Source organism: Sphingobacterium sp. 40-24, from assembly GCF_001899705.1.
In the GTDB taxonomy this organism is placed as follows: domain Bacteria; phylum Bacteroidota; class Bacteroidia; order Sphingobacteriales; family Sphingobacteriaceae; genus Sphingobacterium; species Sphingobacterium multivorum.
The window spans coordinates 1-14,690 of the sequence record NZ_MKWH01000006.1 but is presented as its reverse complement, the minus strand read 5'-3'; the positions used below and the strand labels follow the sequence as shown (position 1 = coordinate 14,690).

General features: G+C 39.3%; 12 protein-coding genes. 2 read left to right on the top strand and 10 right to left on the bottom strand.

Features of this window, described 5'->3' with window-relative positions:
- Positions 1-89: 89 nt before the first annotated feature.
- Positions 90-923, bottom strand: a complete 834-nt coding sequence (locus BGP15_RS01395; RefSeq protein ID WP_286768513.1) for a universal stress protein — start codon at positions 921-923, stop codon at positions 90-92.
- An 80-nt stretch (positions 924-1,003) separates the two neighbouring features.
- Complete coding sequence (locus BGP15_RS01390; RefSeq protein WP_286768512.1) at positions 1,004-2,329, bottom strand: inorganic phosphate transporter; 1,326 nt, start codon at positions 2,327-2,329, stop codon at positions 1,004-1,006.
- A gap of 724 nt (positions 2,330-3,053) precedes the next feature.
- On the opposite strand from BGP15_RS01390, the gene BGP15_RS01385 reads away from it, so the two are divergent.
- On the top strand, positions 3,054-3,989 hold the full coding sequence (locus BGP15_RS01385) for an alpha/beta hydrolase family protein (protein WP_286753678.1): 936 nt from the start codon (positions 3,054-3,056) through the stop codon (positions 3,987-3,989).
- 106 nt (positions 3,990-4,095) lie between these two features.
- Here the strand turns inward: BGP15_RS01385 and BGP15_RS01380 are convergent, their stop codons facing one another.
- From BGP15_RS01380 to BGP15_RS01360, 5 genes are all read right to left on the bottom strand, one after another.
- The gene (locus tag BGP15_RS01380) at positions 4,096-4,761 is read right to left on the bottom strand and encodes a DUF2306 domain-containing protein (protein ID WP_286768511.1); all 666 of its coding nucleotides are present in this window, start codon (positions 4,759-4,761) and stop codon (positions 4,096-4,098) included.
- A gap of 170 nt (positions 4,762-4,931) precedes the next feature.
- Positions 4,932-5,924, bottom strand: coding sequence for a hypothetical protein (locus BGP15_RS01375; RefSeq protein WP_286768510.1), 993 nt, complete (start codon positions 5,922-5,924; stop codon positions 4,932-4,934).
- Positions 5,925-5,942: 18 nt separating this feature from the next.
- Positions 5,943-6,617, bottom strand: a complete 675-nt coding sequence (locus BGP15_RS01370) for a hypothetical protein (protein WP_286768509.1) — start codon at positions 6,615-6,617, stop codon at positions 5,943-5,945.
- Complete coding sequence (locus tag BGP15_RS01365; protein WP_286768508.1) at positions 6,614-6,952, bottom strand: PadR family transcriptional regulator; 339 nt, start codon at positions 6,950-6,952, stop codon at positions 6,614-6,616. The genes BGP15_RS01370 and BGP15_RS01365 overlap by 4 nt, the downstream gene beginning before the upstream one ends.
- Positions 6,953-7,330: 378 nt before the next feature.
- Positions 7,331-8,098 carry a pentapeptide repeat-containing protein gene (locus BGP15_RS01360; protein WP_286768507.1) on the bottom strand — a complete coding sequence of 256 codons (768 nt, stop codon included), beginning with the start codon at positions 8,096-8,098 and terminating at the stop codon, positions 7,331-7,333.
- A gap of 597 nt (positions 8,099-8,695) precedes the next feature.
- Here BGP15_RS01360 and BGP15_RS01355 point away from each other — a divergent pair.
- Positions 8,696-9,745, top strand: a complete 1,050-nt coding sequence (locus BGP15_RS01355; RefSeq protein WP_286768506.1) for a hypothetical protein — start codon at positions 8,696-8,698, stop codon at positions 9,743-9,745.
- Between the two features lie 221 nt (positions 9,746-9,966).
- Here the strand turns inward: BGP15_RS01355 and BGP15_RS01350 are convergent, their stop codons facing one another.
- The 3 genes from BGP15_RS01350 to BGP15_RS01340 form a co-directional block, all read right to left on the bottom strand.
- Positions 9,967-11,274 carry an IolE/MocC family protein gene (locus BGP15_RS01350; protein ID WP_286768505.1) on the bottom strand — a complete coding sequence of 436 codons (1,308 nt, stop codon included), beginning with the start codon at positions 11,272-11,274 and terminating at the stop codon, positions 9,967-9,969.
- Positions 11,275-11,286: 12 nt separating this feature from the next.
- Positions 11,287-12,810: a hypothetical protein gene (locus BGP15_RS01345; RefSeq protein WP_286768504.1), complete on the bottom strand. Its 1,524-nt coding sequence runs from the start codon at positions 12,808-12,810 to the stop codon at positions 11,287-11,289.
- 256 nt (positions 12,811-13,066) lie between these two features.
- Entirely contained in the window at positions 13,067-14,419 is a 1,353-nt protein-coding gene (locus tag BGP15_RS01340; RefSeq protein WP_286768503.1) for a MutS-related protein, read from the bottom strand.
- Positions 14,420-14,690 lie beyond the last annotated feature (271 nt).

Genomic DNA, 14,690 nt, shown 5'->3' with positions numbered 1-14,690 from the left:
TTATCAATCCATCATTTTGTCATTGAAAAAAAGCCGCTTGGAAAATCCAAAACGGCTTGATATATAGCGTAAAAAAGTTTCGACATAGACTATTCATGCAACACCAAAATCGCTTTAACCGATCGGTTCAGAACTTCATTCACCGTACTACTTGCAAATAAACGATAAATCATATTATGGTTGCGTTTGACCAAACATAGAATATCGGTCTGATTGTTTTCCACAAAATCAATGATCGCATACGATGGGCGTGTATCATCCTCATCCACATAGTTAAAGTTGATAGTTACGTTAGGAAGCAACTGACGCATTTTTTTCTCCCCATTACGCACCAGCTTTTCGTCCAAATCCCTTTCTGAAACATGTAGAATTTCCAACTTCTTGGGGTCCGAAAGTTTTAAAATACGATTGAGCGCTTTGACATCACGCACAGACAATTTTGTGGTTTTGTAATCCGTTGCCAATGTAATGACCGGAATAGCGGACAGATTACTTTCAGGAGGTACAATCAAGGTCGGAATACGCAATTTTGTAACAGCCATACTTGCATTACTACCGACAATTTCTTTAATGCCCGTCGCCCCAGTGATTCCCATCACCAAAAAAGAAACATCGGTATATTCAACATACTTTGTGACTACATTACGCAGATAACCTACTTCGACAACAGATCTCACTTTAAGGCCATTGTATTTATTTTCCTGAACCACCTGATCAGTCCATTCTTGCAAAGCAGCTCGTTTTCTAGCGTAATAATCTTCTATAAAGATCGCGTTATAAGTACTGTTGTTGATCCCTTCTGTCGGGTGTATGGCGTGTACAACAGCAATTTCCATATGCAAACGAGAAGCCAAAGACAAGGCATAACGCAAAGCATGACTTGCATTGATTGAAAAATCAGAGGCAACGAGAATTTGTTTCATTTTTTAATTTTTAATATTAAACTGCCAATAGCCATGTGTACAAAGTCAATGGATGACAAAAACATTCAGATAACAATCAACTAAATAAAAAGATGGAAGAATACAAATAGTAATAAAGCCAAGCCAATCGACACAGGTAAAGTAAGTACCCAAGCAAGACCGATACTTTTGAGTGTTCCTTTGTTTAAATTGCTCTTTCCTCCAGAAGCTACCATTGAACCAGCAATACCACTTGAGAGCACATGCGTTGTGCTAACGGGCAAACCCAATACGGTACTGATACCAATTGTCGAAGCTGCGACAATCTCGCTTGAGGCCCCCTGAGCATAACTCAAATGTTCATTTCCTATTTTTTCACCTATTGTTATTACAATACGTTTCCAACCGATCATTGTTCCCAAACCTAGTGCTACCGAAATCGTTAAGATCACCCAAATCGGTGCAAAGTCCGTAAGATGTTTCAATTCACCCAACTTACGATTGAGCTCCAAACGATTTTCAGCATTGATATTGATCCGTTTATTACGCTCCAATGTAGCAATCGATTTGACCAAACCTTCAACCTCTTTTCTGAATTTAAACGTCCCAGCTTTATCCGTTACACTTTTATCCATCAAATGCAACTTGACTTGCTCAATCTCTTCATGGACATGTGCAAACATCGTTCCTTGAACAACATTACTGGAAGCAATTGTCTGCAACACGATTTCCGTTTGATCGAGCGTTTTAATGACAGCCGCATCTGGTACGGAATGGTTTATTGCAAAACGGGCAGGAAGAAATGCAATTAAGATCAACATAAACAGCCCTACTCCTTTTTGTCCATCATTGCTACCGTGAAAAAAACTGACCAATGTACAGGTCAGTATAAGAATACCCCGTACTAAAAATGGGGGTCTGTCATCTTCTCCTTGTGGGATGTGAAAAAGTGCTTTATAACGGACGACATGCTTCAAAAAGAGCATCAGTAATACCGCTAGACCAAAGCCAATCAAAGGTGACAGAATCAAAGAAAGACCAATTTCCTCGGCCTTATGCCAATTGACACCGCTGCCACCGTAATACCAGGTGAAGCCTATACCAGCCCCGATAAGGGCACCAATCAAGGTATGTGAACTCGAACAAGGAATACCAAAATACCAAGTCCCCAAATTCCAGATAATAGCAGCCAATAATACAGAAAGGACCAGACAAGCGCCTACGGAAACCGGGAGTGCCATTAAGGTATCCAGCGGCACCAATTTAAGGATTCCCATAGCCACGGCTATTCCGCCTGCAAAAACACCTAGAAAATTCCAAAAACCAGACCAAGGAATGGCTACAATTGGTTTAAGTGCTTTGGTATAAATGACCGTTGCAACAGCATTCGCCGTATCATGAAAGCCATTGACAAATTCAAAGGCCACAACGGCAAATAAACAAAGGGCAAAAACAATAAGGAGTCCAGTAACTAAGATCGGTTTCCCCTAAGAGAGGAATCATGTTGCAGAAAATGTGCATAGTATTCTTTCATAAGATTTATGGTTGTCCTTGCTTAGTTTTTCTTACTTGCTGAGTTTTCCTTAAGGAAAACTACCGCAGGAACAATCGCTTCATTCAGCTCAAAAATAATTTTCAGATGTTAACTTTTGATAAAGGATATATTACGTTATACAACAAGAAAGAAAAACTTAAAACACTGTTAACGAATCTTATTCCGTCGCTATTTTATTTCTCACAAATTTCTTAATTTTCAGGAAGCTAATACGGACTTTATAGGGACCTCATTTGGACTTCATTCGGATGAAAGCGAATAAAGACCGAATGAGGTCCGTGGAAATAACGATTATAAAACAGATTAAAATCAAATTTGCCCACTACTTTTTACCTACAAAATATAGGTAAACCGAGACCTCGTATAAGACCAGCGGTAAAGCAAGAACCGTATTAGACCTTTTGTAAACCTTTTTCAAGAATGGACATTGCTATCTGCAAAAAACCAAGCAGACGATTCAAGGGAATTTTGATCCGCCATTTACGGCAAAAACAGGACAATTTACCGATTCAAACCTACAGTCCACCGAAAAGCACAAACTTTTTAAATTTAAACTCGTTACTTTAGACAAAAATAAATTTAACACCGAATTAATTATGCCTAAATCCTCCTCATTAAACTGTTCCCTGACGAACTATGCTCCCTTACAGCGGATTACACTTCGTACGCTACCTTTTCTCGTCGCCATGTATTGCCTGCTCTTCGCGCAACATGCAAAAGCCCAATCTTTAGACTGGTCTACAAAAGATATTGTATTTAAGAGTGAGGGTATTAAGTTAACAGGAACCATACTTCAGCCTCGCCGTGCCCATGCGGCCATTGTCCTTATCCATGGTTCTGGACAAGAGAAAAGGATGATGGAGTTTGCCTCATATTTGGCTCAAAACGGTATTGCTGTATTTACTTATGACAAGCGCGGAGTTGGTAAATCTGAGGGAACCTACGCTGGCCCTGAGGTCGGTACAAATAATATCGACTCTGCCAACCTCCACCTGCTGGCCAAAGATGCACAAGCAGCGGTAAAAGCATTCCATCAGCAACTCGGGAAGGCGAACATTCCAATGGGACTACTTGGATTCAGCCAAGCGGGATGGATCATTCCCTTAGCGACTAACCAAAATCCTTTGATCGACTTTTTTGTTTTGTACAGTGGAGCAGTTATCCCTGCCCGTGAGCAGCTCCGCTTCCAGTTCTTTACGAATGGAAAAAAAGATTTTTGGGATAAACATACGGAAGCCGATGCCCGACAACATGTGGCGAATGATCCGGATCGCTATCAATTTACAAATACCGATCCCATGACACCACTTAAAACGATAACAACTCCAGGGCTCTGGCTTTTTGGATCCAAAGATATCCAAATACCTGTAGGTTTATCCATTGAACATCTCAATGCACTTAAAGTACAAGGAAAGCCTTTCGAATATTGCCTATTTCCTTTATTAGATCACAATACAAGCCTTTCGGCATCTAGCGAACCTAGCACTATTGCATTGAACTGGATCAAAAGTAGGAGTAAAAAAAAGTCATAAAAAACTTCTTGACAAGGGTTCATGAACATAAGATTAAGCATTAAAAAAGGCCTAAATAAAAAACTTAGGCCTTTTTTCAATCAATTCAAATGTTTAACTCGCTGGATTAATGCAAATCTGCACGAAGCACTTTATTTTTGTTCAATGCTCTATTGGAATAGATGATATACAAGGTGCCGATGATGGTTGGCGTAATCCAAACCAGCGTTGAACCTAGCTGAATCCCGGCAACTAAAAAGGCAGTCACCGACGCAATCAATGCACCTACCATACGACCCAAGTGACTGACCAGCCAGCCATTTTTCTTTTCTTTGAAACTTTTAAACAGCTGAAAATCCCGAATACTCATAAATGCACCAAAACCACCAAAAAAGACATATAAAACAGAATTTGCCACCTGCTGTATTAATCCAATTAAACCAAGACATAACATACCAACCGATGCAAGCAGCATCGTAGCCGAAATAAGTTTGTCTTTCCAATCGGCCTGTTGTTTAATCTTACTGCGTAAAGTCAACGCGCGATTACCCGCCAGAATGAGATAGATGGTAAAGATACCGATCAAAAATAAAAATGTGTTTTCGTGGCCCGGCATTCTCGCAATAACAAGTGAAATTAAAGAACTAATCACCATCGCATAGGAAAATATGATCCCCGTCTTCTTATGCCCTGCTCCTCCCTTTTTTACAGCCACACTGATCAGGCCGGTAATCAATCCTACCCCACCAAAAAACGCGTGAATGTAGATCAATGTCTTAATTGTTTCTTCCATAGTTCTTCTTTAATTGTTTTTAGCTAATAATGGTATTGAAGCAAAAAGGCTAATTAATGGTTATGCCATGTTTAAAATAGATAGACAGGAAACTGCGCTATGATGCCGTTTGCGACAATAGCCCAAATGTAAAAAATATCCTTTTAATTATCCAAATGTTTAAATAAAAATCATTCTTTTTCCTCACGGACGAGAAAATCATAAGAGTACCAGAATTTCAGGTCCCCATAGGAATTAAGGTTTCCTAGACTATAGCTAATGGGGTAGTCAAAGCTATTCTGTTGCAGTTCAAGTTCATTTTTATAATCAATGACAAGTTTTTTAATAGCGTCCAAACCTGTAGCGCGTCTAATAAAACTAGTTTGACGTCCACCACGCAAATAAACCAGCACATCGGAACGATTTAACACCGTTTCGTCGGTTTTTGTCAGAAATTGATTGTACAGCAATTTTTCCAATACGTTTTTAAGATCACCACGTGGAAAATCACTTTCTCCCATCATAATCAAGTGGGTACCATAGTTGACTGACGAAACATAGTAGGGATTATATCCTGATTTTTTTAACTTCCCTAGTGCATCCTTACTAAAAGCCTGTTCATAGTCTTTCAGATCCGCATGGAGACTAAATGTAATATGTTCTCGACGCAATAACAGGCTATTAGCTCTTTTTATAGTGGTAGAATCATGGTGACGAACCAATTTGAGTACACTATCTACGTCAGGGCTATTATTAAGATGGTAGCGTATCGCTCTATAATCGAAAAATGCCCCTACAGACGACTGCCTCAAAACAGCCGGTTCCCCCTTGCTTTTCTTAGCGAAAGCTCGCACAGCATCAAATCCAGGAATGATACGGATTGGAGCTAAAGTTGGCTGTGTAGAAGAAATTGTGCTCTTGAAAGGTTTATAATTGCGAAGGGAAGTTAGTTTTAGTTGCGGCGTAGTATCTTTTAATCCCCAAACTGTCCCCAAATAGAAGTTTTTATCTGTAGTGCCATCCACGTAGATCTGGCTAACCGAAAACCCGACGGAACGCCCTACAAATTGATACCTTTTAGCCATTGTTACATCACCGATCTCCCTAGCGTCAAAATCACTATCTTCTTTGTCACAACTGGACAAAAAACAAATGCTTAATAACAACAGGAAAAGATATTTCATAATTTAAAAAATTAATCGTCAGCTCTGGTGCAGCACTTCGATCTCATCTACCCGTCGGACAATGGCCTTTAGATTCTTCTCAAAGATAGACAAAATTCCTAATCCAATATACATAAAAATAAGAATAACAACACGATACAAAGCTAAAGGAACATAATTAACGATCCATTCCGAAGAAACCAACCCGATGATCAAAACCATAATCGGTATTGTTAAACCAAGATAATTGCGATAAACGCAGTATTTGTTCTCTCGAGGCCGATGCCGCAATAGGTATACTGGAATATAAAAAACTAGTGTACCAATCATCCCTAATTTTAATCCCGTCCAAAAAGCATCTGCATCGAGCGGCACAAAATAATAGAACAATGTGAAGTACACGATATAAATTGCACTATGCCAATGCTTGACGAACTGTAAAAAATCAGCAGGAAATTTATTGATCTGTTTTCTTTGCAGATTCAATTCATAACTAGCTGCAATGCTTCCAAACCCTGCCTCTCCAAAACTGGCATAAGCGAGATCAATGGCTCGATTAAAATACATGCCGGCATCTGAAGACATCAGTTCCTCTACCTTACAGGCGAAGTGATCCAAAATTTCAAGTTGAACATCAACATAATGATATCCTTTAGAACGGATAAAATCCATCAGAATACCTAACTCCGCTTTGGTCAATTTCTTTTCTGTCATGATACAATTGGTTTCGTGTTCAAAATAACCTGCAACTTCTCCACAAAGGTCAACGCATCTTTCATTTTACTTATCTGCGCTTTTTTTCCTTTCACTGTCAGGGAGTAATACTTTCTTGCTCTTCCATCGACAACTTCTATTGCTGTATCCAGAAGTCCTTCCGCTTCTAGCTTATGTAATGCAGGATAGAGCGCTCCCTCAGTCAGGATAAACTCCCCTTCTGTTAAGAGTTTTACCTGCTGGGTCATTTCATAGCCATACATTCTTTCCGTTCCAGACAATAGCTTCAGAATAATCGTTTGTAAAGTGCCTTTTAATAGCTTCGTATCTTTCATTCGTTCATCTTAAAAAAGTAATTAAATATACCTAATTTTCTTATATATACAAAAACATAAAAAAAACTATGATACAGCAGGTTGCATTTTAACTTCCATCATCAGATTTGGCCTTTGCACGGCCTTTTGACTGCACCGTTTCTACCCTGCTTTTGCCTTGCTTTTGGAATTCACCTAGCAAATCCCTATGAATCGCCCAGTCTTAACCTAGTTCACTAGGTAAACACAAGGTTTCAGCTAAGTGTTTACTAGGGACAAGAGCGAACAAAGGTAATGACAGGAGCGAATAAAGGCATAAGCAGGTCGGGAGCGAAAAAGCCGCTAGAGCTGGGAACTCCAAACGGCTTTGCATTAACAATTATATATAGAATGATATGATTATCCTGCTTTTAATAGATCAACAATAAGACGATCTCTATTTTCATTCAATGAGGGGTAAAACTGATTTAGATCAACCAATATAATTGGCATCCCCCTATTTTCGGGCTTATACAAGACATTATCCACCAAGTCCCGACAGAAAACCAACGATTCATTATCCGTAAACACTTCTCTTGACCTTTTGAGGAAACTATTAAAAAAACGTCTGGGATTAGTGATGATTTTAAGATGCTCTTGGTTTGGAAAAACTGTACTGGAGAGATCTAGCCCTCGAGAAAATATAACGTCCTTTAATTCTGCATGACCAAAATTTACCAAGGGAGTCTTTAATGGTTTGGCTTTTTTGAGAATAAAAAGATTGGTGGAATATAAATCTTCTGTAAAAGGAATTCCATAAAACCATGAAGAACTGATCTTTCCTTTAAATACCACATGAATCAAATTCGTCCCGTCGAAAGTTGTTTTGTCAAATGTATTGTAAAGGAAGGACGATTTTTCAATTTTTAGATTTCCAATGATGGCTTTCGAAAAATCATTCGCTTCGAATGTACTTTCCATCCAAAGCCCAGATTCCTGAAAAACAACAGACTGAAAGTTACAGTCTACAAAGGTACAGCGAATGAACTTACAATCACGAAACATGGAGTTCATGAAGCTTTTCCCTTTTATCTTGCAATCGATAAAAGAACAGTTTTTTAAGACTTTGTGATTGAATTCAAAACTTTCAATCTCACTTTGCTGGAATATTTTATTAGTCAGTGCCATGCTAAAAATGATTAATAGGCTAAAATTTCATAGTAGTTGCATTTCAAATGGATATTTAACGGCCAAAATCTCCATTTATACATTGATGACAACGGGAAAGACAAAACGTCCTAAAGGAATTTTGACTTTTTTTATTTTTTTTATCCCAGCCTAAAACAGCCAAGACATAAAACATGTCGTTGCAAACTAACGATAGGAATATATTAGCCAGCCATTCTTCAACTGAACAATAAGCACAAAAAAAGCCGCAAGGACGGGGAGTCCTTTACGGCTTACTACCTATGAAAAACATTTACCTTACGTGTAAGGCACTATCTACTATGACAATTAAAATTAAAATGTCGCACATAAATCTGCAGCACAATAAATTAACAAATTAAGATTGGCTCATTTCTTACTCTACAAAAGTGTCAGAATTTGTTTCGGCATTTCTTGGATCCAAATATAAAGTCCTCGGTCAGCGATTCAAGCCTCCGTTTACAATTCGCCAAAAATGATTTACGATTCGTTTATTGTACTATTTTAATCGGCTGGTTAATTAGCCCATTACTGCTATAAGAAAAAAAAGTATATTGGTGGACGCAATTAAAACTGTTTATGAAATTGATAAAAAATATCTTGGTAGTGCTTGTACCGCTTACCTTATTCAGCGGCATAACCTTTTCCCAAAGCAAAGAGGAGCTTAAAAAAAAATATGAAAACAGCAGTATAGATGAAGAGCTCAAGAAGAAGATGGCTACGGAATATGTCTTTCCCGATAGCCTCATCTTACCCCCTTTACACTATACCAATTCCTATTATGTCTTGGACTCTGCAGTTAATGATTTCCATTCTATTTCCATTGATGTTATTGTACAGGATGACATTCCCGACCATTATTCATTTTATATTTCACCTTTTAATATATCCCTAAACAATATGCCTTTATATTGTGGTATTCAATCTTCCGGTGGCGGTATCAGTGTTAAGACTGGCAAAGAAGAGGATATCAAATTTAATGGCATCTTTTCGCGCTGGTTTGAACGGACAAAAAAAGCCTTAAAAACTACAGGATATTATGCTAGTTCGGATGCGGAGGGTGATTTTATCAGTGTCCGGAATACCGTAGGCTGGCACAAAGGCTCCTATCGCATCACACTAAAAAAGGAAGGCTATATCGCGGGTAAGGCTATCCCAGATACTATTAAGCCTAAAGAAACCTATTTCAGTTGGGGCGATTATGAACATTCCTGGGTCACTATGTATGTCGAAGATTTAAGCACAAAAAAAGTGGTCAATGTAGGATCCCTAGCCTTCCCGGGTAAAAAGATTCAGATGAAAGGGCATGTCACATCGTTCTTAGAGCAATACAAGTATTTCATCGATTTTGCCCAAAGGCCGAGGGATCTTGAGGGATTAAATGTCATCCGATACGACAAATTACCTAAAGTAACCATTGTTCAAAAAAATCTACGCATTAATGGTAAATTGGACAAGCTTGAAAAAGTGCCGACTTACCATAACCGTACACACAACCCCGAACAAAGTAAAGTTGCCGGTGAAATCCCTATTCTATCCAAGGATAGTTATAACCCTACGACCGGTGAACTGACACTCGAAACGGGCGTGTTTGTAAAATGGCCCCCCAAGAAAGAGGACGGCAAATAGCCGGCAATGAATTATGATAAAATGCCATCATCGTCTACGACGACAACTTTGATGGCCGCAGTTTCAACAGCGATCAGGATTACTATTTTTAGGTGGAGGATTTTAATGAAAATAGTCGTTCGAAACAGAGCAAAAAATTGCTCCATATTGAATAACGTATAGAATGCCCTATCCCATCGGGTAAAAAAAGAGTCTTCTCATCACAATGATGAGAAGACTCTTTACTTAATCACAAACCAAGTTTGACTTTTTGCTGGTATATTGACCTCAAAGATCCCTTCCGAGGCTGCATTTAATGGCATTGTCCTACTGTTTTGATCTTGCTCAACCACTTGCACATTTCCTTTCAGTCCGGTATAGTATAAGTTGACCTTAATTTTTCGTGTTATCGCTTCGTCCAATGGATTATAGATCATTAGTAATCCTTTTTCTTTTCCCGCTGGATTCACGTGCAAAATAGCATCATAATCCATCCCGTCAGGACGTCTCACATGGATGATATCACTGTCCAAAACTTCACGGTGTTTCTTGTAAAAATTCACCCATTTGGTTACTACATTTTTCGTCTCTGGGGAGTCATAAAGCTGTGGTCCACGATAACAAGCCTGTACACCTGCGCCAAATAGATTGGCCAAGCGTTGCTCGTAATGCGGTAGGTGATCCTTCAAAGGCTCTATCGTTGCCTCTTTGCCGCCACCTTGGTATTCTACCAAAGGAACAAACATCCAGCCCATGGTTGGAGCTTTAGCCCAGGTACCATCGAAGATATTCTGTCTTTCCACAATCTCCTGTTGTGTCCTCGGAAGCGACCAGTTCGCCTCACGGTAGCCCATTCCGACTTTGTTTCCACCATTAAAGAAATACATATCCGGAATATTCAGGTAGATTCCCTTTTCACGGCACCATTTGTAAAAATCAGTGATCCGTTTAAACTGATTCCATTGCGAGTCTTTTTCATTGTGATGTCCGGGATGATCGGTGGCGTAACACCAATCCCCTGGATAAGAGCCATAATGCTCAAATACACCCAGTCCCGAACTTTCATACAGGTTATACAGCTTTTTGAAGTAAGCCTGGCCCCATTCACTCTCAATACAGGGTGAACTTCCAAAGCGAGGATGCATGCCTTCAGGTAGCACAACGTCATTTTTAGCATCAATATGCCGACTGGCCAGGAGCGAATAGCCTCCAAGTTCAATTCCTTTGCTATGCGCATAGTCAGCAAGCTCTTTCATACGCTTGAGATTTTCGGGAGAATCATCTTCGGCATTGAATCCAGACCAAAAGGTCATAATAACCATTTCAAAACCAACCTCCGCTGCTTGATCAATTGCCTTTTTTACCGACTCGTTGTCCGAACTCCGTACATGCATCAATATTGGATTTTCAGTTGCCCATGGCGCCATAGAGCGCAGCATTTTTCGATATCCAAGGCTCTTACGTTCGCGTTCCCAGCTATCGTTCAACAGCTCCCAAACCCGATAGCTTGCAAATTCTCCACCGGCAGCAACCTGTTGTTCGGGTCCCATTTTAGGTGCAACTTACAACAGACAGGGTGTCTCCCGGTCGTAGTGGACCTGTGTGGTATATAGCGGGTCTTTTTTCCACTCCAGACTCGAGGAATAAACGACTTCCTCGCTCATACCGCCAAATGTATAATCTGTTTCCACGGTGATATTAGGGTATAACCAACGGCTTCTATGATCTACCGAACTTTCGGGCTCAAATACAGCCAATTGCTCACTCTTAAAGCTATTAACCACAATTTCCCGGTCCGACTGATTCTGCACAGTAATCCACTTACTAAAGATCGGCATGTCATCATAAAGATCATAATGAACCTGTACCGTAACGTTTTTCATATAAGCAAGTTTACTGGACAGATCGCCTGCAAATTGGGATGAAAAATCACCGTATGCCCAAAAACCTTCTATTTTGGAGCGACCTTCCTTTGTAGAAGCCTTTCCATCTTTGTTCCCGCCGTTTGGATCCATTTTTCCGACACGAACCAACTGTATCTTGTCACCTGACTTTAGCGAAAGATGACCGACGGTATGCCATTGTTGTCCATCCAAAGAGGCTTGTGCCAATAATTCTTTATCCGCTATTTCATATCTAAACCATAGCTGATCTGCTTTACCAACTTCGAAGGTTCCGTTATCGCGTTTGCCATCAAAAAAGACTACTTTGCCTTCACTTGCTCGCCAATAAAGTCTGGGGCTACTATTCGTTAGTGTTAGCCCAAAACCCAATCCCCAATCGTTGGATTGATCAGTACCTTTATTCATCTTGGCGACGAGTACCTTTGCGTCTTGAGGAACCGCTCTTTCAGCAAATACTGCCGCATTCTCCAGTGCCATAATCTCGCCCACTTTTCCTTCATTGACAAAGGAATTACGTGCATGTGATTTTGACACCATCAACTTCCAGTCGGACGCTAAACGCTGAAATTTATCTTCCAACAGCAATGATCTGTTTTGGTCACTTTTGCTCTTTGCGGCAAGAGCATCGATCGCCTGTTGATCCAATGTATAGTTAAATGTCAGCTCTTTGCCCGGCACTGGCCAGGGCATCTCTTTAGGCATCCAGTTTGGCCTCTTTTTCCAGCCAAAACGGGGTTTTGTATCTTCAATTTTATAATCATGGAACTTAAAAGCCATGGGATTAGCCTTTAAACTCGGTATCCATTCTTTTAGTAAGTAATTATGTACTTTTTGTCCTTCCAATCCACCGACATCAAAGGTAAACCCATCGATTGTTACACTGGCTTCAGATCGGATCGACCTTAGAAATGCTGTATTTCCAGTCAATTCGTCCAAACCAATACTGGCTACATTTGGAAAAGTCGTAAATGTACGGCTGACCAAGCCATTGGAAAACACCAAATGACCTTCTTTCGTCTTGAAGAGCCCTGCTTTCGCATGGGGAGTTCCTATTAGCCAGTCTCCAGACAGGCTGTTGCTTTCTTTGTTAAATAGCGGCAGCTGCTGACTATAGCTCTGCTTTGCCTGGCCCAACACGCCTAGTAGACACAGGATATAGAGTTGTTTTTTAAAGTAATTCATCTTTTTAGTTTGCCAATACATTTACTGACGCGACTTTCAGATACTTGCTTAAAACTTTGATTTTATTTGCTTTCAACAGTATTACCGAGCCCCATTGTTTATTTGGTTCGTTCCCCATTACTTCGTCAAGTCTACTGGATCCAAAGATATCTGCAATTTTACCACCTAAAAAAATGCTTAAACAATTGATTCGGTTTGACCAAAAGTTTACCATAGACTATAAAACTGAAACAAGATAATCAATATCACAATAATCTCATTCTTTTTGTATTCCCAAATCAAATTCCCTTAAAATCTCAAATACCCGTTCTTTGCGCAATAACCACATGCCTAACTTTTCTTCGGCAACACCATCCAAAAGTCGGTATGTAAAAATAATTCCCTTCTGTTCATCCAACTGAACCCCCAAATATTTCAGCGCAATACCATCTTTATACAGTATAGGACAAATTTCCGTAATATGTGAGGACAATAAGAATACGCTGTTCTTGTATCCTTTCAAACAGTTGACTAACTCCAGGGTTGCTTCACTGGCATCACTATGGTTTGTCCCCTTGAATAGCTCATCCATGAGAATAAACATTTGTTTACCGGATGCCAATAATTCCGCCAAATGTTTAACCCGTAATACTTCGTTAAAAAAGTGACTTGCACCTGCATTTATATTATCACCTAAATTTATGGTCGCCGATATTCCATCAAAAAGTACTGTTTTCATCGCATCTGCTGAAACCGGAAAACCAAGATGTGCAAGATAAACGCAGCTTCCAATTGTCTTCAACAAGGTAGATTTGCCCGTCATATTTGCTCCGGTCAGATACCAAAGGTTGTTTTCTTTTTTTATTTCTACATCATTTTTAATGGCATCTTCAATAAATAAATTATAAGCTCCACGTATGGTGATCATATCCTCTCCCCCTGTCTTTTCCTCAATTTGAGGAAAAACAAGATTCTTTCCTTTGATACTTTTTGCTACACTGAACAAAGCATCCAAATGATACAAAACATCGAAAATCTCACGTATTGCATTTCGTTTTATATTTCTAAAAAGATAATCGTATTTGATCATCAGCTCCTTAGAAAATTTGTTATTCAGCAACTGCTTAAACTCATCCCGATCGATATCTTCCAAAACACAATCTACGTGCTTACGATATTCTTTGAGAATAGCTAAACTATGACCTTCTGATTTTGCAGATGCTAAAAAAATAGCAAGACCATCTGTAATCTTAGCGATCTCGTGAATAGATCGCTTAATAAGTATCTCGCGTTTTTTAAAATCCAAAGACAAAAAATTCGTTGACACCATTTCGAGATAATAAGTAGCCCTGGAAGGTGAATAGGGTTCTTGCGGCAGAGACAAATATTGCTCCAGATCCTGCATCATATACTTATCCAATAGATCCGAAATCTCAACTTTTTGCATAAAAAGAATTAGATGCTGTCTGCTTTCTATTTCCAATTTAGAGGAAAGAGGTTTAAGAAAATAACTATACAACATATCCCGCCCACCTAGCGTAACTGTACAATCGAAAAAATCGACCATATCCTTATACCTATTGTTGGTAACATTTAAATCCGCTAAGGTTTGCTTGTCAACGATCGACATAATTTATTTATTGTGGCTCTTTCCTTAAACTTACTCAAAGTCATTATAATTAGCAACACTGTAGCAGAATCGTTATACAGCGAAATAAATTTTCATAATCATGAGATTACTAGCGATTATTCTAGAATATTAAAACGGAAATATTTAACTAATGAGCCAATCAGGAAAGATATAGGTTCTTAAGCATTTAAATGGATCATACCGAAAGTTTGGGGGGTAAAGTTTTTAAGCATACAGTTTCATTACTCTATATAAGAAGAATGTGGTGTCT

Excerpts from the sequence above, each read along its gene's own strand:
- BGP15_RS01395 (WP_286768513.1), bottom strand. The coding sequence starts at position 923 with ATGAAACAAATTCTCGTTGCCTCTGATTTTTCAATCAATGCAAGTCAT.
- BGP15_RS01385 (WP_286753678.1), top strand. The coding sequence starts at position 3,054 with ATGCCTAAATCCTCCTCATTAAACTGTTCCCTGACGAACTATGCTCCC.
- BGP15_RS01380 (WP_286768511.1), bottom strand. The coding sequence starts at position 4,761 with ATGGAAGAAACAATTAAGACATTGATCTACATTCACGCGTTTTTTGGT.
- BGP15_RS01375 (WP_286768510.1), bottom strand. The coding sequence starts at position 5,924 with ATGAAATATCTTTTCCTGTTGTTATTAAGCATTTGTTTTTTGTCCAGT.
- BGP15_RS01370 (WP_286768509.1), bottom strand. The coding sequence starts at position 6,617 with ATGACAGAAAAGAAATTGACCAAAGCGGAGTTAGGTATTCTGATGGAT.
- BGP15_RS01365 (WP_286768508.1), bottom strand. The coding sequence starts at position 6,952 with ATGAAAGATACGAAGCTATTAAAAGGCACTTTACAAACGATTATTCTG.
- BGP15_RS01360 (WP_286768507.1), bottom strand. The coding sequence starts at position 8,098 with ATGGCACTGACTAATAAAATATTCCAGCAAAGTGAGATTGAAAGTTTT.
- BGP15_RS01355 (WP_286768506.1), top strand. The coding sequence starts at position 8,696 with ATGAAATTGATAAAAAATATCTTGGTAGTGCTTGTACCGCTTACCTTA.
- BGP15_RS01350 (WP_286768505.1), bottom strand. The coding sequence starts at position 11,274 with ATGGGACCCGAACAACAGGTTGCTGCCGGTGGAGAATTTGCAAGCTAT.
- BGP15_RS01345 (WP_286768504.1), bottom strand. The coding sequence starts at position 12,810 with ATGAATTACTTTAAAAAACAACTCTATATCCTGTGTCTACTAGGCGTG.
- BGP15_RS01340 (WP_286768503.1), bottom strand. The coding sequence starts at position 14,419 with ATGTCGATCGTTGACAAGCAAACCTTAGCGGATTTAAATGTTACCAAC.